Source organism: Nocardioides speluncae (assembly GCF_003121585.1).
In the GTDB taxonomy this organism is placed as follows: Bacteria; Actinomycetota; Actinomycetes; order Propionibacteriales; family Nocardioidaceae; genus Nocardioides; species Nocardioides speluncae.
The window spans coordinates 67915-85836 of record NZ_QEOO01000037.1 but is presented as its reverse complement, the minus strand read 5'-3'; the positions used below and the strand labels follow the sequence as shown (position 1 = coordinate 85836).

The following is a 17922-nucleotide window of genomic DNA, read 5'->3' as shown; positions in this document are numbered from 1 at the left end:
CCGGTCGGCGGACTATTCGTAGACGACGTAGCCGCGGGCGCGCAGCCGGGTGGTGACCTCGTTGGCGTGGGCCTCGCCGCGGGTCTCCAGCTGAATCCGGACCTCGACCTCGTCGAGCCGCAGGCTGGGTGAGATCCGCTCGTGCTCGACCTCGAGCACGTTCGCGCCCGCGTTGGCGAGCTCACTCAGCAGGTTCGCCAGGCCGCCCGGCAGGTCGGGGATGACGACCCGGAGGTAGAGGTAGCGGCCGGCGGCGGCCATGCCGTGCCGGATCACCTTGCCGAGCAGCAGCGGGTCGATATTGCCGCCGGACAGCACCGTCACGGCCGGGGTGTCGAACGCGTCCGGGTTGTCGAGTACGGCGGCCACCGCGGCTGCACCTGCCGGCTCGACCACGAGCTTGGCCCGCTCCAGCAGCGCCAGCAGCGCCCGCGACAGCGACTCCTCGGAGACGGTCACCACCTCGTCGACGTACGAGCGCACCGCCTGGAAGGGAACCTCGCCGGGGCAGCCGACCGCAATGCCGTCGGCCATCGTCTGCATCGACTCCAGGGCGACCGGCGAGCCCGCGGCCAGCGACCCCGGGAACGCCGCCGCGCCTTCGGCCTGGACACCGACCACCCGGACGTCGGGCCGGAGCGCCTTGATCGCGGTCGCCATGCCCGCGATCAGCCCGCCGCCGCCGGTCGGGACGACCACGGTCTTGACGTCCGGCGTCTGCTCGAGGACCTCCAGGCCGCAGGTGCCCTGGCCGGCCACGATGTCCTCGTGGTCGAACGGGTGGATCAGCACCGCGCCGGTCTCGGCCGAGAACTCCCGGGCGCGGATCAGCGCCTGGTCGATGTACTTGCCGTGGAAGACCACGTCCGCGCCGTAGGCCCGGGTCGCCTTCTCCTTCGGAATCGGCGCGCCCTCCGGCATGAACACCGTCGACTTGATGCCGAGCAGCTGAGCGGCGAGCGCCACGCCCTGGGCGTGATTGCCCGCCGATGCCGCGACCACGCCGAGCGCACGCTCGGCGTCCGACAGCCGGGCCATCCGTAGGTAGGCGCCGCGGATCTTGAACGAGCCGGTGCGCTGGAGGTTCTCGCACTTCAGCCAGACCGGGCCGCCAGCGACCGACGACAGCCAGCGCGACTCCTCCATCGGGGTCTCGATCGCGACGCCGCGCAGCGCCTCGCGGGCCGCCTGGATGTCGGCCAGCTCGACGATAGGGATCTCAGGCATCGACGTCGCCAATCGAGGTCGGTGCCGCCTTGATGTCGGCGAGCAGCTCCGCCTGGTCCTTATCGGGCTCACCCGGATCCGGTGGATCGAGGCCGTCCTCGGTCGCGCCGGCCGGGTCCGGGCCGGCCATCGCCGCGAGGTGTTGCACGACGGCGTTGAGGGCCGCGACCAGCGGTACGGCGATCAGCGCGCCGGCGATACCGGCGACGATCACGCCGCCACCGATCGCGACGATCACGCCGAGCGGGTGGACCGAGACCCACCTGCCCATCAGGAACGGCTGCAGCACATGGCCCTCGATCTGCTGCACCAAGATGACGCCACCGAGCATCAGCAGCGCGGTCACCGGCCCCTGGTCGACGAGCGCGACCAGGACCGCGACCGAGCCGGCGATCGTGGCACCGATCATCGGGATGAAGGCACCGATGAAGACGAGTACACCGATGGCCAGCACGAACGGCACCCCGAGGATCGCGGCCACGATCATGATCCCGATCGCGTCGACCAGGGCCACGATCACGGTCGCGCGCACGAACTGGGTCAGCGAGATCCAGGCGACCCGGCCCGAGCTGTCCAGCCGCTCCCGCGCGGCGCGGGGGGCCAGCCGGACGAACCAGCTCCAGATCCGCTCGCCGTCGGCGAGGAAGAAGTACGTCGAGAACAGCACGATGAAGAAGCCGGCGACGACGTGGCCGATCGTGGTGCCGACCTCGGTCAGCTGGCTCATCACCTCGCCGTCCTTGGAACGCTCGGTGATCGCCTTCTGGGCCTGCTCGATGTAGCCGTTGATCTGCGAGTCGCTGGCGTCGAGCGGCCCGTCGCGCAGCCACTTGCGAATCTCCTCGAGGCCGACCACCACCTGGTCGGCGAGGTCGTTGGCGCCCTGCGCGACCTGCTGGCCGGCGAACGTCAGCAGAGCCCCGACGAAGGCAATGCCACCGATCACGACCAGGCCGGCCGAGAGCCCCTTCGGGATGCCGATCCGCTGCAGCAGCCGGACGCCGGGGCTGGCCAGCGCGGTGATAAGCAGCGCGATCACGATCGGCAGCGTGATCACCCGGAAGTACGCGAGCACCCACAGGATCGCGAACCCCGCCGCCGAGATCACCAGGAACCGCCAGGACCAGGCCGCGGCCAGGTCCAGGCCCCACGGGACCTGGGCCCTGGTGAAGTTCGACGGCCCACCGCGAACCGGCCGGGGCGGCTCGTGCTCGTGCCGGCGCTCGGCCCGGATCAACGCCCACTGGTGAGCGATCTGCTGGCTAATTCGCTCGGTGAGGCGCTCGTCGTGGCCGTCACCGTCCTCGTCGTGCTCTCGTCGCGACTTGATCAGCGGAAGTCGGCGGGACGAGGAGCCGGTCTCGTTGTCGTGGGGCTCGGGCGGTGGTGCACCGTCAGCGTCGTTGCTCACCGGGTCAGGCTACCGACGCCGTTGGCACTAGACACGCCCGAGTTGCCGTACTAGGGAGTACGCCGCACCAGGGTGTGGCCCGGCCAGCAACCCGGCCGCCGCGAGCACGTAGTCGACGTCCACGACGACCTGCGCCGTCCGGGGCAGCTGCCAGCCACCCTCGATGTCTTCACCGGTCGATCCGGCGAAGACCCGGCCGGCCACACCGGGGCGTCCGTTGCGGAGCACGCCGCCCGATCCGACCAGCAGCTCGACCTCGCGCAGGTCACGTCCAGTGCGCTCGACGACCCGCCCCTCCGGGCTGAGAACGACGCGGGACCGGCCGGCGTGCCGGCGCAGTGCGAGCGCGATCGCGGTCCGGGCGATCGACTCGTCGATGTCGCTGTCGTCGGCGTCGCCGGCCTCGGGCAGGTAGCCGGGATCGGCCTGCCGGGCGGCCGCGGCGGCCTGGAGCGCGGCGTACTCGTCGGCGTCGAGCAGTCCGGCCGCGTGCCCCTCCTCGACCGTGCTGACCGCGGACCAGCGCATCCCGAGATCGCCCTCGACGGTGCGGGTGACCGGTGTACTGGCGACCACCTCGCGCGCCAGCCCACTGTCCTCCGGGTCGACCTCGACGACCGAGTGCACGTCGGTCGTCGCGCCGCCGACGTCGACCACCACCGCGTCGCCGACACCGGGCCGCTGCTCGTCGAGCCCACGGGCGAGCAGCTCGACGCCGGTCAGCACCACGTCCGGGGTCGCGCCACGCACCATGGCCTGGAAGTCGGCGCGCTTGCTGAGGTGCTTGCCGCCGATCACGTGGGCCAGGAACATCTCCCGGATCGCGGCCCGCGCCGAGCCGGGAGCGAGGACGCCGATCTTGGGGACGACGTTGTCGGCGAGCACGTACGGCGTACCGCCCAGGATCTCGGCGACCGCGGGCTGGGCGTCGATGTTGCCGGCGACCACAACCGGGCCAGACCAGCCGCCGTCGACCAGGCCCTGCGCGCAGGCGAGCAGCACCTCTTCGTTGCCACCGTCGGTGCCGCCGGTGAGGAGTACGACGTCGGGCGCGGCCGCCGCGACGGCGGTGAAGTCGTCGCCGCGGCTCGCGGCGTGCACGTGGACGACCTTGCCGCCGCTGGACAGCGCCACCCGGCGGCCGGCCTCGGCGGTCACCAGCTCCTCGTTGCCGACCACCGCGATCCTCAAGCCACCGCCCGCGGACGAGCAGGCGAGCACCCCGGCGGTCGCCGCCCGCGAGTCCTGGGCGGTCAGCGTGGCCAGGCAGGCGTCGTACCCGTCGAGCACGTCGTTCTCGATCGTGGTCCGGTGCGAGGCGGACGCCACGATCTCGCCGGTGTCGAGGTCGACCAGCGCGGCCTTGGTGAACGTCGACCCGAAGTCGACACAGACGACCGCACCCATCAGGCGAGCACCGAGATCGCCGCCGCGACCAGACAGATGAGTACGGCGATCGCGAGCAGGTGCGCCGTCGGGTTGGCGGGCAGCGTGCCACCGGCGCGGATCGCGCGGTCCACGCTGCGGAACCGCAGGTAGCCGCCCACGGCCGCGACTGCGCCGGCCGCGATCAGCAGGCCACCGAGAAGGCGCTGCGGCCAGTCGGGGTCGAGCAGGTGCAGCACCGCGAGGGCCGCTGCCACCAGGCCGATCGCGGTCCGCTCATAGGCCAGGAAGGTGCGCTCGTTGGCCAGGGTGAACCGGTAGTCGGGCTCGGTCGGGTGGTCAGCCAGGTTCCGCCGATTGGCGCCGTCGCGAGCGTCATCAGGCGTGGGCGATGGCAAGGCGGCGGAGCGAAGGCGGGCCGGAGGCCCGTCGAGTCTCCGCCAACGCAGCCAGCGCCCGCGATTGGTGGCGCGCAGCAGGCGGCCATCGGCGGAACCTGGCTTAGCCAAGCGCCCGCTCCAGGTCACCGACCAGGTCGTCGGCGGTCTCGATGCCGACACTGAGCCGGATCAGGTCCGCCGGTACCTCGAGGTCGGTGCCCGCGACCGAGGCGTGGGTCATCTTGCCGGGGTGCTCGATCAGCGACTCGACGCCGCCGAGCGACTCACCGAGCGTGAACACGTCGGTCCTCGCGCAGACGTCGAGCGCGGCCTGCTCGCCACCCTTCACCCGGAAGCTGACGATGCCGCCGTACCGCTTCATCTGCTTGGTTGCTATCTCGTGGCCGGGGTGCTCGGCGAGGCCGGGGTAGATCACCCGCTCGACCTTCGGGTGGCCGACCAGGAAGTCGACCACGCGCTCGGCGTTGTCGCAGTGGCGGTCCATCCGGACCCCGAGCGTCTTCAGGCCGCGGTGGGTGAGGAAGGCGTCGAACGGGCCGGGCACCGCGCCCATTGCGTTCTGGTGGAAAGTGACCTTCTCGGCGACCTCCAGGTTGCGCACAACCAGCGCGCCGCCGACCACGTCGGAGTGGCCCCCGGCGTACTTGGTGGTGGAGTGCACCACGACGTCGGCGCCGAGGTTGAGCGGCTGCTGGAGGTACGGCGTGGCGAAGGTGTTGTCGACCACCAGCAGCGCACCGGCCTCGTGGGCGACGCCGGCCAGCGCCTCGATGTCGCCGATGTTGAGCAGCGGGTTGGTGGGCGTCTCCACCCAGACCAGCTTGGTCTCGCCGGGCCGGACCGCGGCCCGGACGGCGTCGATGTCGCTGACCGGCGCCGGGCTGTGGCCGAGCCCCCAGACCTGGGCGACCTTGTCGAACAGCCGGAAGGTGCCGCCGTAGGCGTCGTCCGGGATCACCGCATGGTCACCGGGCTTGCAGAGCGCCCGGATCAGCGTGTCCTCGGCGGCCAGGCCGGACGCGAACGCGAAGCCGCGCTCGCCCTCCTCCAGCGCCGCCAGCGCGCCCTCGAGCGCGGTCCGCGTCGGGTTCGCGGAGCGGCTGTACTCGTAGCCGCCGCGCAGCCCGCCGACGCCGTCCTGCTTGTACGTCGAGGTCGCGTAGATCGGCGGGATCACCGCGCCTGTCGTCGGGTCCGGCTCATAGCCCGCGTGAATCGCGCGGGTCTCGAATCCGGCCTTGCTTGCCTTCTCTTGGTCCACGCCGCCGACTTTAGTCCTCGCTGGTCAGCGCGGCGTTATCGCCTCGGCGAGGACGGCAGCGATGTCCTCCACCTCAAGCTTGCCCTCGGCTACCCCGATGACGAGGTTGAAGGCCGGCTCGTCATCCAGCTCGACGTTGTACCCGTTGAGGGCGAGGAAGGCGACAGTCGAGAACCAGGCGAGTCGCTTGTTCCCGTCGACCAGCGCGTGGTTCTTGCAGATCGAGTGCAGGAGCGCGGCAGCCTTGAGCTCCAAGGTCGGATAGGCGTCATGCCCAAACATGCTGGATCGCGGTCTTCCGACAGAGGAGTCGAGCAGGCCGACGTCGCGAACGGGGCCGGCGCCGAGCTTTCGCGTCAGCAGGAGCAGTTCTTCGAGGTCGAGATACTCGATTTCACTCACGACTTGCCCAGTCGGTCGAGCACATCTCCCCACCGCTCGAGCATCTCGTCGGAGATGGCGTCAAGCCGGGCGCGGCGATCGCTTCGAGCGTAACGATCGAGGAGCGCCCGGCGGATCACCTCTTGCTTGGACACACCTTCCCACTCGGCCAACGCGGCGAGCGCGGTCTCCATCTCTTCATCAGTTCGTAGGGTCATGGCCATAACACTGACGGTACCACTTTGGTACCACAACCGAGCTGTCGCGAACTGTGCATAAGTCGGGCTGTGCAGACAGATGCAACCGAAGTGGGCCGGGCGCCGTTCCCTCCTCGAGATGACAGACCAACCCGAGGCCCCGCCCGAGTGGTCGGCCGATCCGCGCGCGCTGCTCGCCTCCGGCCGCCGCCGGGTACGCCGCCGCCGGCTCGCGCTGCTCGTGCTCACGGTCGCCGTCGCCGTCAGCCTCGCGATCACGACCACCGTCATCGTCCTGGGAGTCACCTTCCTGCTTGGCTGACCCATTCGGCCGCTGGCAGCATCAGGACAAGTAGAGGTACTCCCGGTTTACCGGCTGGTAGGACGAGAAAGGTCGGCACACACAACTAAGTCGACACCTCCTCCCACCAGGAGTCTCGGATGACTCAAAACACGCGAACGCAAACCCCGAAGGTCCGCACTGCCGCAGCCGCCGTACTCACGGTCGTCGTCGCGGCACTCACGCTGGTCACCACCGGCCCCACCGCTCCCGCCAACGCCGGCCCACGGCCCGACTTCCGGCTGCCGTTCCAGTGCAACGTCCGGGCCGAGCTGAAGACCTACTACGGCCACAACCCCGACGACAAGAAGATCGACGCCTACGTCTACGGCCAGCCGACCGGCGCGCCGATCGTGGCGATGGCCGACGGCTACGTGCACGAGACGTTCTCGCCCGGCGGGATCGAGATCCGGCACGGCGGCGGCTGGTTCTCGACGTACATGCACATGTCGTGGCACGTGCCGCGCGGCACCTGGGTCAAACAGGGTGACCGGATCGGCACCATGGGCGACGTCGGCTCACCGGGCCGCCCGCACCTGCACTTCGAGCAGCTCTACAACCCCAACAGCGACCAGAACGCCGACAACCAGCACATCACCACGATCGTGCTGCAGGGCGAGACGATCGTGATGCACCCCGACCGCCCGCTGACCAGGACGTCGACCAACTGCGGCGGCGGTACGCCGAACCCGCCGCCCCCGACACCCGGCAAGTACTGGGTCGACACCTTCCAGGCGGCGCCGGTGTTCGCCTCGCCGACCTCCACCGCCCAGACCGGCACCCTCAACCAGGGCACCAACTACGTCTACTGCAAAGTCTGGGGCCGCGAGATCCGCAACGGCACGTCGTACAACCACTGGTGGCTCAAGACCGACCCCGACAGCGGACCGGCCAACCAGTACGTCTCGGCCTACTACCTGTCCCGCTGGGGCAACGACGAGGCCAAGGACAACAGTGGCAACGTGATCCCGGACTGCGCCGGGAGTACGCCGGCGCCTCCGCCGCCAACCACCAAGCGCTGGGTCGACACCTACGCCAACGCACCCGTCTACGCCTCGGCAACCTCGACCAGCCAGACCGGAACCCTCTACAAGGGCACCAACTACGTGTTCTGCAAGGTCTGGGGACGCAACATCACCGGCGCCAACAACACCTACAACCACTGGTGGCTCAAGACCGACCCCGACGTCGGACCCGGCGGCCAGTACGTCTCGGCCTACTACCTGTCCCGCTGGGGCAACGACGAAGCGAAGGACAACAGCGGGGCGGTGATCCCGTCATGCTGAAGCGTCTGAGCAGCAGCCTGGTCGGCCTGGCCGTCGTCGCCGCGGTCGTCGCCGCAGCAGCCGTCATCGTCGTCGGCGCACCGGCCAAGGAGGCCAAGGCTCTCTTCATCCCGGCGTTCGAGGCACCCGTGCCGTGCGGCGAGGTCTGGCGGACCTACACCCACAGCGGCCACTCCGACGCCGACCGGCTCGACATGACCTGGCGCGACGGCGGCACCGAGGGCAGGCCGATCCTGGCCTCGGCCTCCGGAACGGTCACCGCGGCGCAGTGGGACAGCGGCGGAGGTGGCAACTTCGTCCGGATCGACCACGGGGGCGGCTGGACGACGCAGTACCTCCACCTGCAGTCCGACTCGGTCAGCGTCGGCCAGACGGTCACCCGCGGCCAGCAGATCGGGCGGGCCGGCAACACCGGTGCGTCACAGGGCGCGCACCTGCACTACGACCAGCGCTACAACGGCGACTTCCGGCAGGTCGTCTTCCACGGCTCGCCCGTGGCCCGGGCGTGGTACCCGAACGCCACCCTGATCACCAGCCACAACTGCGGAGGCGGTACGCCGCCGCCGACGCCGGGCAAGTACTGGGTCGACACCTTCCAGAACGCATCGGTCTACGGGTCACCGACCTCGACCAGCGCGACCGGCACGCTCTATCAAGGCACCAACTACGTCTACTGCAAGACGTGGGGCCGTGAGATCCGCAACGGGTCGTCGTACAACCACTGGTGGCTCAAGACCGACCCGGATGTCGGGCCGGCCAACCAGTGGGTGTCGGCGTACTACCTGTCGCGGTGGGGCAACGACGAGGCCAAGGACAACAGCGGCAACGTGATCCCGGACTGCGCGCCACCGGCGGCGTCGAAGTACTGGGTCGACACCTACGCCAACGCACCTGTCTACGCCTCGGCGACGTCCACCAGCCAGACCGGAACTCTCTACAAGGGCACCAACTACGTGTTCTGCAAGGTCTGGGGACGCAACATCACCGGCGCGAACAACACCTACAACCACTGGTGGCTCAAGACCGACCCCGACGTCGGACCCGCCAACCAATGGGTGTCGGCGTACTACCTGTCCCGCTGGGGCAACGACGAAGCGAAGGACAACAGCGGGACGGTGATCCCGAACTGCTGACACCACAACAGGTCAAGGTCGCGCAGCGACCGTACTGCTAGACCCCGCCCGGCACAGAACCGGCCGCGTGCTGCCTCAGCAGCACGCGGCCGGCGCCGTTCGTGAGCCGTCATACATCCGTCATGAGCAGGAACTGAATCCGCGCCGCCGTTGTTGGACACTGGTGAGGTCTCGACAAGCTCGACCACCGAGTGCCAGGAGGCGCCGTGTTCCCCTTCCGCGACAAGTCCATCCCCACCACCGACGATCGGCACGCCGTGCTGGACGCTCCCCTCGTCACCGACGAGATCCCTGACGGCTTCGAGGTCGCCGTCTTCGGGCTCGGCTGCTTCTGGGGCGCCGAGGAGATCTACTGGAAGCTCCCGGGCGTCTGGTCAACCTCGGTCGGGTACGCCGGCGGCGCGGCCGAGAACCCGACGTACGAGCAGGTCTGCTCCGGCCGCACCGGCCACACCGAAGCCGTCCGGATCGTCTTCGACCCGTCGGTGGTGTCGTACGCCGAGCTGGTGCGCGCGTTCTACGAGGTCCACGACCCGACCCAGGGCATGCGCCAGGGCAACGACATCGGCAGCCAGTACCGCTCCGCGATCTACTACTTCTCGCCCGAGCAGGAGAAGGTGGCCCGCGAGCTGACAGACACCTACCAGCCCGTGCTCACCGCCGCCGGCTACGGCGCGATCACCACCGAGATCGCGCCCGCCCCGACGTACTGGTACGCCGAGCGCTACCACCAGCAGTACCTGAGCCCCGGCAAGAACCCCAACGGCTACCGCTGCCACAGCGCCACCGGCCTCAAGGTTCCCCGGGATTGACGCGGCGGCCGTACCACGAATGACCCCGACTAGCCTGGGAGCGTGCTGACTCCCCCGACCGCGACCGGCGCCGATCACCGGGCCGCACTGGACCGCTCGGGCGCGACATTCGGCACGCAGCGTGTCGGTACGGTTGAACAGCAGACAGGTAGGTCGCCGTGACGGAGCCGCCCGCCATTCCTGAGAGCCCACGGTCCGCCTCGGTTGCCGTGGGCAACCTGTGGAACGAACGTCGTTGGCGACTGTTCCACGCCCTCGGACACCAGAGTGAACTCTTTGCCGACTTGTACCGTCGCGGGATCGACGCGCTGAACGAACGCCCGCTCACGCCCGGCGCGATCGTCGTCGCCGGGCATTGCATCCGTGACCTAGCGAACGGGCTCCCGGACGTCCTGGGCGATGCCGGGGAGATCCCTGCCTACGTCGACATGACAGCGCCGACACGGGACCTTGCGTCGATCTGGGAGGACAAGCAAGCCCATCTCGGCCCGCTCCACGCCTCGATCCCAATCGACGGTGCACCAGACGGGCCAGAGCCATTGATGTCGGTACCGGTTGTCTTGGCAGAGGCCGCCCGCAGGGTCGCGGCCGCGAGCAGGACGGCGTCTGACAACAATCAGCGTCGTCGGAGCGCCTTGGTCTTGGGTCGTCAAGAATCGCGACCAGATGCAACCGTGAAGATCTTCGTGAAGAGCGTTCGTGCGTTCGAGATCGTGCGCCACCCGGGACGCGGTCGGGAGATCGATCTCGACAAGGCCGTCGCACGCATTGACAAGGCCCTTCCCATCATCGAAGCGACCCTGGAAGCCAGGATCGGACGGTTCTTTGAATCGGTAGAGGACTTGATGGACGTCATCAGCGCCGCGAACCAGCGAACCGAGGCAGGTGAGCAATGACCGAGGACGTCAATCAGTGGCAGGACCCGAGCGAGCAACTGATTACCGATGTTCTGGCCCGGATCGGCGGGCTACAGCATCGCCGCGTGTTCTTCGAGCGACTGGAGAACCCTCGTTGGGTTGCAGCTCTCTCGCGCCGCGGCATCTTTGCTACGCCGCCCGAGGCGCGTATCGATAGTGAAGGGCGGGAGTTCTGGCAGCCCTGGCCCGATGGTGACTACCTGGTGCGCATGGCGTCCAAGGCACCCAGCGACGTGACGGACGCACTGTTGGCTGCCTCACACAGCGTTAACCGCATCGTCCAGGGAACGATAATGCGAGCGGCAATCGAACTGCCGCCTGATCATGCAGTACGCCTGGCGGATTCCGTCGCACAGTACGTAGCGAGCGGGGCGCTGAACTACGCCCCCGAGATCGCCGATCTAATGGCGCACTTCGCCGAGGCAGACATGGAAGAGCCGACGATAGCGCTGGCGAACGCTGCATTCCGCCCGCGTCCCGTAGGGACCGACGGATCCGGACTGGGTCGAAGTAGAAACGTTGTCACGGGCTTGGAGCCCTATTTCTACGGAGAGTTGATGCCGAGGGCAATCGAAATTTTGTCCTCGGTCCAAGGACCCTTGGCGTTGGAGACGGTGACGTCATGGCTAGACGCATACCTCGTTGCCTCTGATCAGTTCGTCGGTCCCAATGGTTACGACCTAACGCACATCTGGCGCCCGTCTGTCGCTCCCCACTCGCAGAATCACGGATACGAGGACTACGGCGACGTTCTGGTTGACACGGTTCGCGACCTGAGCACGAAGCAGGCAAGCGAAGGTCGACCCCTTACCGAGGTCCTACAGACGCTGGGGAGAACACGGCAGCCGTTGCTGACTCGAATCGCGTTGCACGCGATCGCGACCCGAGTTGGGTCTGACACGGCCGCTCGAGAGGTCGCGGAGTCTCGACTCCTTGATGTCGAACTCCTCGACATATGGTTCCGACACGAGTACGCCGAGTTGGCCAGCGCGGCACTCCCGGTATTGAACGAAGTCACGATCGCCCGTTGGCAGACTCTCGTTCTCGAAACTCTGCCGTCAGACGAAATGCTCAGAGATCGGGCAACCCGTCGTCAGGAGGAAGGCGAGTCGTTCGAAGAGGCGCTGGATCGTGTTCGAGAGTATTGGCAACTCCAACTCCTGAGCGGAATCCGGCGCGAGTCGCTGCCGCGCCGGTGCCTCGATCACCTTGCCGAATTGGAAGCCAAGCACGGCACGCTCGACCATGCCAACTTCCCAAGTTGGTCGGCCTCGTGGTGGGGTCCATCCAGCCCGCTGTCCGCTGAGGAGATCAGGGGCCTAAGCCCGGACGAAGTGATTGACAAGCTGCTGACATGGGAGCCGGAGTCGGCAGAGCCGTGGGGGCCGTCGAAGGAGGGGCTTGCGCGCTCGTTTCAGGCTGCGGTCAAGGAGACGCCAGGATCGTTCCTCGACCGTGTGCAGCGCTTCGTGGACATGGGCCCGACCTACCTGAGCGCTCTCTTGGCGGGACTCCGGGAGTCCGTGCAAGAGGAAAGAGTGATCGACTGGCATGCGGTTCTCTGGCTAGGCGCGCTGGTGACGTCCAAGGATGACGACGGCAACGAAGTCACGCGGGAGGAGGATGAGAATTCCGTATGGCGATATGCACAACGCAGCGTCGCTTCATTGCTGGAAACCGGCACCGCGGCATCGGGTGCCTACGCGCTCCAAGCCACGGAGTACGGCGAAGCGGTTGAAGTGCTGGCTCCCCTTGTGAGTCATAGCGATCCTACTCCTGAGCATGAGGCACGATATGGCGGCTCGAACATGGATCCGCTCACCCTGTCGTTGAACACAACGCGACCCGCCGCTATGCGATCAGTTCTACGCATTGGGTCAAAAGCGCGTGACCAAGTGGGCTCGCGCAGAGACGGGAGCCCACTCGACCATGTGATCGATCGCGTGCTGGAATTGGCAGCGAGCAGGCTCGAACCGACGCGGGATGCGAGTCTCGCCGAGGCGGCTGCGTTCGGAGAAGGCTTCGGCCGTTTGGTCTGGATGGATCGCCCATGGGTCGAAGCACAAGAGCCCGCCCTTCTCTCGCCCGACACCTTCGGCGACGTTGTCTTTACGGTCGCCCTCTCGACCTACAGGCCCAGCAAGGTGCTGATCGAGGTAATGACGCCTGCGGCGCACCGCCTGCTCACACGCTCTGCAGGCGGCGAAGAGATCACGCTGGGATGGCGTAACGACCGAACCGCCGTTGAATTGCTCGGCGATCACCTCGTGACGCTCCTGATGTGGGATGCGATGCAACGTGAGGACGAGCTCGTTGCGAACTATTTCGACCAAGCCTCACCGTCGACGATTGCTCGCGTCCTCGGGCACTTGGGATGGCTGTTCGGGCACTCGGAAGACCCCCCACCTGCCGATGTGACTGAACGGGCCAAGGACCTTTGGGACTGGCGCGCCGAACTCGTGCGAACCGGCCACGCCGAACTGGACGAACTCAGCGAGTTCTTCTGGTGGGCACGGAGCGAACAGTTCGAGCCGGAGTGGTGGCTACCTCGTCTCGCTCAGGCAGTCGAAAGTCCTGCATTCGACTCACGCGGCCTGATCGGTGAACGCCTCGAGTCCGCGGCATCATTCTCGCCGGCCCAGGTGATTTTCATTCTTGAACGCTTACTCGCGGGCCGCGACGAACCAATGACTCGATACGACCTTGTCGAACACGCGCCCGTGATCATCGCTGCCGCATTGGATAGCGGCGACTCGCAAGCGGTCGAGGCTGCGGAACGCGTGATGGACTTCCTGGGACGTGGTGGACACCTTCAAATCAAAGAACTCGTCGATCAGCAGCGCGACACGTAGGCCGCGACCTCCACGCCCGCACAGAGCCATAGGCGCTACGCCGCTTCGGTCACGAAGATGATGCCGGGTGGAGCGGTTGCGCGGCAGCAGTTGAGGTGTGCGGTCGTGGTCGGACGTCGCCCCTGGTTCTGGCCGTAGGTGGCAGAGTCGGCCGGAACCTGCTACTACGTGCGTCTGTAGAAACAGACAGCAGTAGATGAGCCCCGGCAAGAACCCAACGGCTACCGCTGCCACAGCGCCACCGGCCTCAAGGTCCCGCGGCGTCCTGAACCAGCCGGCGGCTACTCCTGGCGGCGTCGGAAGAGGAACAGAAACGCGACCGCGGCGACCAGGCCGGCGAGTACGCCGCCGATCAGCCGGCCGCTGGCGCCTGAACTGTCCGCATCGTCGGCGTCGGCCTTGGCGGGTTCGGTGCCGCGTGACGCGGACGTCGTCTGCTGCCCGAAGCTTCGGACCTCGGGACCCTCCGCGGCGATGGGCTGCGCGGTGCTGATGCTCACAGTCGGGCGTGCGAAGCTGCCGTGCTCTCCACTGCGGTCGTCCAGCCGGGCGATCCCGGGTTGGAGACTGCTCGGGATGGTGACCAGCGCCTCGAACCGGTAGTCGCCGTCCGCCGATCCGCGGGCTACGACGACCTCCTTGCCGCCCTGGACGAAGACGATCTCGATGCCGGTCAACGGGTCGCCCAGGGAGCCGTGCGCGTCCTCGGGAACGCCCATGTCGTAACAGTTGTCGCCCCAGCCCTCACCGACGATTCGAAGCTTCTCGCCGCGGCCGACGTCGCGGTCGGCGACGGTGAGGCTCGGCCCCGAGCAATCCGCACTCGCTGGTGGCGCGGCGAGGGCGACAACGCTGCAGCTGACCAGCAGCACGAGTGAGAGGAGTCGCATACCCACTCGGACGGCACCGCTAGGCGGCCGGTTCCGGACGGCGGCGGAGGATCAGCAGGACGACCGCGGGCCGTCAGCACGGCGAGTACGCCGCCGATCAGCCAGCCGCGAGCGGCTGAGCCATCGGAGTCGTCGGAGCCGTCGGGTGCCGCGGCGCTCGGCTCGTCGTCCCGGTCCTCGTCGAGGTTCCGGACCGCCGGCCCTTGGGGAGCGATCGGCTTGGCCTTGGTCACGATCACGGTGGGGCGCTCGTAGTCGCCGTGGTCACCGCTTCGAGCCAACAGCCGTGCGATGCCGGGACGCAGGCTGGCCGGGACTGTGACCAGCGCCTCGAACCGGTAGTCGTCATCGGCCGAGCCGCGCGCGACGATGGTCTCCTTGCCGTCCTGGACGAAGGCGACCTCGATGTCGTCGAGCGGGTCGCCGAGTGCGCCGTGCGCGTCCGGCGGGACGCCGGTGTCATGGCAGTTGTCGCCCCAGCCCTCGCCCACGACCCGGAGGATCTCGCCGCGACGGACGTCGCCGTCGCTGACTGCAATGCTCGGACCGATGCACGAGGCGATCGCCGGTGGCGCGGCGAGGGCGACCACGCTGCAGCCCATAAGCAGCACCAGTGACAGGAATCGCATGCCGAGTGGGACGGCACCGCTTGGCTGCCGGTTCCGGCCAGCGGAGGATAGGGCCATGACCGGCATTCTGGTGTACGACGCGGACTGCGGCTTCTGCACGCGCTCGGCGAAGTGGGCCGAGCGGCACATGCGAGACGGAAACGCGGTGGCGGCGTCGTACACACTCAACCAGGAGGCGGTTGGGCTCACCCAGGCACAGCTGGACGAGAAGGCCTGGTGGCTCGACGACGACGGCACCAAGGTCGGCGGCCACGAGGCGATCGCGGCCGGGATGAAGGAGTGCGGCCAGCCGTACGCCGCCGCCGGCACCGTGCTCGCGGCCAGGCCGCTGCGGCCGATCTCCCGACGGCTCTACGCGCTGGTCGCCCGCAACCGCCACAAGCTGCCCGGCTCGGACGGGACTTGCGGCCTGCCGGAGCGGTAGGCAGAGGCGGTAGACATAGACATGGTCACTCCTGCCGACGCCATCGACCGGATCAACGCCGTCTTCGGCCGCCACCCGGGGCACCGTGCGCTGCATGCCAAGGGCCGGTTCTACGCCGGCACCTTCACCCCGTCGGCCGAGGCGGCCGAGCTCTGCCGCGCCGGTCATCTGCAGGCAGCGGTGCCGGTCTGGGTGCGCTGGTCCAACGGCAGCGGCCACCCCCGCACGCCCGACCGGGCACCCGACGTACGCGGGATGGCGGTGTCGTTCCGGCTGCCCGACGGTACCGCGACCGACCTGCTGGGCCAGACCTCGCCGAGGTTCCCGGTGCGCACCGCCGAGGAGTTCCTCGATCTGGTCGAGCACGCCAAGCCCCACCTGCTGCCAAGGTTCCTGATCCGACACCGGCAGGCAACCGGCCCGCTGCTGGCCAACGCCAGGGCGCGCGCGGTGGTGCCGCCGTACTCGTTCGCCGAGGCCACCTACTACCCGATCCACGCCTACCGCTGGCTGGCCCCGGACGGCACCTCGCGCTGGGTTCGCTACGTGATGGAGCCGCTGGCCGCAAAGGCGGACCGGCCGGCGGCCAAGGCCGACGGCCGCAACCGCCTCTTCGACGAGATCGAGGCCCGGCTCGCCGAGCGGCCGGTGCGGTTCCGGCTGGCGGTCACGATCGCGACCGAGAAGGACGACCCACACGACCCGATGTCGGTGTGGCGGGGGGAACGGGCCCTCGACGCCGGCGTCATCGAGGTCACCGCTCCCGACCCGGACCGCGAGACCGACGGCGAGGTCGTGGTGTTCGACCCGACCCGCGTCGTGGACGGCATCGAGCTGTCCGACGACCCGATCCTGCGGTACCGCGCGTCGGCGTACTCGGAGTCGGTCGCCCGGCGGCTCGAGTGACGGTCAGACCGCGACCAGGACCAGGTAGGCCATCCCGAGCACACCCCGGTAGCCGGAGAAGTACGCCGCGCGCTGGCGGGCCGCACGTTCCCGAACCTCGGTGGCGTCCGAGTGGTCGGCCGAGTGGGTCGCCAGCCAACGGGTGTAGGCGGCGGTGAAGCCCGACTCGAACTCGTCCCATTCGTCCACCGTCGCCTCGTGCACCTGCATCGGCTGGAAGCCGGCGGCGACCGCGAGCTCGACCAGCTCCGGCAGCGTGACGAACTCGTCGAGCCGGCCTGCCAGCGGCGCAGCGGCTGCGGCCGTCGGGGCCGCGGACCAGATCCCGTCGCCGTACAGCACCTGCCCACCGACCGGCACCAGCGAGCGCAGCGCGCCGAGCGCCGCGGCGTAGGCCAGCGGCTGCGCCTCCTCGACCGGTGGGCCCCAGATCTGGCTGGCACCGATGCAGATCGCGGCCTCCGCGCGCTCCGGCAGCTCGTCGCGGACGTCACCGGCGACCAGCATCGCTCGGTCGGCCAGCCCGCGCGCGGCAGCCAGCGTGCGGCCGTGCTCGATCGCCTCGGCGTCGAGGTCGATCCCGATTCCGCGCGCGTCCGGGGCGGCGGCGAGCACCCGGAGCAACAGCTCGGCCCAGCCACAGCCGACGTCTGCCACCGTTCCGGTGAGGTCGTCGGCCATCGCCGACACCAGCCGGTCGGCACGGGTGGCGGAGAGCGGGGTCATGAAGGTCAGGTCGAGGTGGAACGGGGTGAGTTCAGGCATCGGCGCCAACCTTGGCGGGCGACGGGCCGAGCGCGCCAGCGATTTATCTCGGGCCACCGCCGAGAATTCCAGATGACTTTCGGCGTCCATCCTGGTCGGATGTGGTGACATCTCACTTCTCTCAGGAGGACCGCCCATGGGCAAGCTCGTCGCCAACTTCTTCATCTCACTCGACGGCGTCGTCGAGGCGCCGGACCAGTGGCACTTCGGCTACTTCAACGAGCAGATGGGGGAGGCCGTCGGCAAGGGCTTCGCGACGACGACCGGGATGCTGATGGGCCGCAAGCTGTACGACGAGTGGTCGTCGTACTGGCCGACCTCGGAGGACGAGAACCTCGGCCCGGTCATGAACAACATGCCGAAGTGGGTCGTCTCCTCCTCGCTGACCGACCCCGAGTGGAGCAACAGCACGGTCGTCCCGGGCGACCCGGACAAGATCCGGGAGGTCAAGGAGCAGAACGAGGGCGACCTCAGCATGTCCGGCAGCGCCACCACCGTGCGCTGGCTGCTCGAGAACGACCTACTCGACGAGCTCCGGCTGCTGGTACACCCGGTCGCGGTCGGCAAGGGCCAGCGTCTGTTCGAGGAGGGCCAGACCGTCCCGCTCAAGCTGATCTCGAGCGAGACCTTCGACAACGGCGTGCTCAACCTGACCTACGCGAAGGACCCGAACCCGCCGAGCAACGAGTTCCCGGGCGCCTGAC

Annotated in this window: 19 protein-coding genes; 9 read left to right on the top strand and 10 right to left on the bottom strand. The window is 68.5% G+C overall.

The genetic code is table 11. The features are described 5' to 3' along the window. Nucleotides 1-12 precede the first annotated feature (12 nt). The 7 genes from ilvA to DDV73_RS20180 form a co-directional block, all read right to left on the bottom strand. Nucleotides 13-1227, bottom strand: a complete 1215-nt coding sequence (gene ilvA, locus DDV73_RS20210) for a threonine ammonia-lyase (RefSeq protein WP_109509068.1) — start codon at nt 1225-1227, stop codon at nt 13-15. Next, nucleotides 1220-2638, bottom strand: a complete 1419-nt coding sequence (locus DDV73_RS20205; RefSeq protein ID WP_240617391.1) for an AI-2E family transporter — start codon at nt 2636-2638, stop codon at nt 1220-1222. The genes ilvA and DDV73_RS20205 overlap by 8 nt, the downstream gene beginning before the upstream one ends. Before the next feature lie 27 nt (nt 2639-2665). Continuing rightward, complete coding sequence (locus tag DDV73_RS20200; RefSeq protein ID WP_109509067.1) at nt 2666-4045, bottom strand: glutamate mutase L; 1380 nt, start codon at nt 4043-4045, stop codon at nt 2666-2668. Next, nucleotides 4045-4422 carry a YidH family protein gene (locus DDV73_RS20195; RefSeq protein ID WP_206050984.1) on the bottom strand — a complete coding sequence of 126 codons (378 nt, stop codon included), beginning with the start codon at nt 4420-4422 and terminating at the stop codon, nt 4045-4047. Before DDV73_RS20195 ends, DDV73_RS20200 begins: the two co-directional genes overlap by 1 nt. 103 nt (nt 4423-4525) lie before the next feature. Then, nucleotides 4526-5686: a cystathionine gamma-synthase gene (locus DDV73_RS20190; RefSeq protein ID WP_109509066.1), complete on the bottom strand. Its 1161-nt coding sequence runs from the start codon at nt 5684-5686 to the stop codon at nt 4526-4528. 24 nt (nt 5687-5710) lie between these two features. Next, nucleotides 5711-6088, bottom strand: coding sequence for a type II toxin-antitoxin system death-on-curing family toxin (locus DDV73_RS20185; protein ID WP_109509065.1), 378 nt, complete (start codon nt 6086-6088; stop codon nt 5711-5713). Next, nucleotides 6085-6291 carry a ribbon-helix-helix domain-containing protein gene (locus DDV73_RS20180; protein WP_109509064.1) on the bottom strand — a complete coding sequence of 69 codons (207 nt, stop codon included), beginning with the start codon at nt 6289-6291 and terminating at the stop codon, nt 6085-6087. The genes DDV73_RS20185 and DDV73_RS20180 overlap by 4 nt, the downstream gene beginning before the upstream one ends. A gap of 112 nt (nt 6292-6403) precedes the next feature. Between DDV73_RS20180 and DDV73_RS20175 the strand changes: the two genes are divergently transcribed. The 6 genes from DDV73_RS20175 (at nt 6404) to DDV73_RS20145 (ending at nt 13604) form a co-directional block, all read left to right on the top strand. Continuing rightward, complete coding sequence (locus tag DDV73_RS20175) at nt 6404-6586, top strand: hypothetical protein (protein ID WP_109509063.1); 183 nt, start codon at nt 6404-6406, stop codon at nt 6584-6586. A gap of 119 nt (nt 6587-6705) precedes the next feature. After that, nucleotides 6706-7890, top strand: coding sequence for a M23 family metallopeptidase (locus DDV73_RS20170; protein ID WP_206050983.1), 1185 nt, complete (start codon nt 6706-6708; stop codon nt 7888-7890). After that, nucleotides 7884-9023: a M23 family metallopeptidase gene (locus tag DDV73_RS20165; protein WP_206050982.1), complete on the top strand. Its 1140-nt coding sequence runs from the start codon at nt 7884-7886 to the stop codon at nt 9021-9023. Before DDV73_RS20170 ends, DDV73_RS20165 begins: the two co-directional genes overlap by 7 nt. Before the next feature lie 206 nt (nt 9024-9229). Next, the gene (msrA, locus tag DDV73_RS20155; RefSeq protein WP_240617390.1) at nt 9230-9835 is read left to right on the top strand and encodes a peptide-methionine (S)-S-oxide reductase MsrA; all 606 of its coding nucleotides are present in this window, start codon (nt 9230-9232) and stop codon (nt 9833-9835) included. A gap of 158 nt (nt 9836-9993) precedes the next feature. After that, nucleotides 9994-10731, top strand: coding sequence for a hypothetical protein (locus DDV73_RS20150; RefSeq protein ID WP_154402828.1), 738 nt, complete (start codon nt 9994-9996; stop codon nt 10729-10731). Then, nucleotides 10728-13604 carry a hypothetical protein gene (locus DDV73_RS20145; RefSeq protein WP_109509060.1) on the top strand — a complete coding sequence of 959 codons (2877 nt, stop codon included), beginning with the start codon at nt 10728-10730 and terminating at the stop codon, nt 13602-13604. Before DDV73_RS20150 ends, DDV73_RS20145 begins: the two co-directional genes overlap by 4 nt. Before the next feature lie 281 nt (nt 13605-13885). On the opposite strand, the gene DDV73_RS20140 is transcribed toward DDV73_RS20145, so the two are convergent. Continuing rightward, complete coding sequence (locus DDV73_RS20140; RefSeq protein ID WP_161962471.1) at nt 13886-14323, bottom strand: hypothetical protein; 438 nt, start codon at nt 14321-14323, stop codon at nt 13886-13888. Further along, complete coding sequence (locus DDV73_RS28285) at nt 14278-15123, bottom strand: hypothetical protein (RefSeq protein WP_161962470.1); 846 nt, start codon at nt 15121-15123, stop codon at nt 14278-14280. Before DDV73_RS28285 ends, DDV73_RS20140 begins: the two co-directional genes overlap by 46 nt. A gap of 55 nt (nt 15124-15178) precedes the next feature. Between DDV73_RS28285 and DDV73_RS28280 the strand changes: the two genes are divergently transcribed. After that, nucleotides 15179-15547: a thiol-disulfide oxidoreductase DCC family protein gene (locus DDV73_RS28280; RefSeq protein ID WP_161962469.1), complete on the top strand. Its 369-nt coding sequence runs from the start codon at nt 15179-15181 to the stop codon at nt 15545-15547. A 21-nt stretch (nt 15548-15568) separates the two neighbouring features. Next, a complete protein-coding gene (locus tag DDV73_RS20130) occupies nt 15569-16453 on the top strand; it encodes a catalase (protein WP_109509057.1) in 885 nt (294 codons plus the stop codon). Between the two features lie 3 nt (nt 16454-16456). On the opposite strand, the gene DDV73_RS20125 is transcribed toward DDV73_RS20130, so the two are convergent. Beyond that, nucleotides 16457-17218, bottom strand: coding sequence for an SAM-dependent methyltransferase (locus tag DDV73_RS20125; protein ID WP_161962468.1), 762 nt, complete (start codon nt 17216-17218; stop codon nt 16457-16459). 136 nt (nt 17219-17354) lie between these two features. On the opposite strand from DDV73_RS20125, the gene DDV73_RS20120 reads away from it, so the two are divergent. After that, complete coding sequence (locus DDV73_RS20120; protein WP_109509055.1) at nt 17355-17921, top strand: dihydrofolate reductase family protein; 567 nt, start codon at nt 17355-17357, stop codon at nt 17919-17921. The last annotated feature ends 1 nt before the right edge of the window (nt 17922 follow it).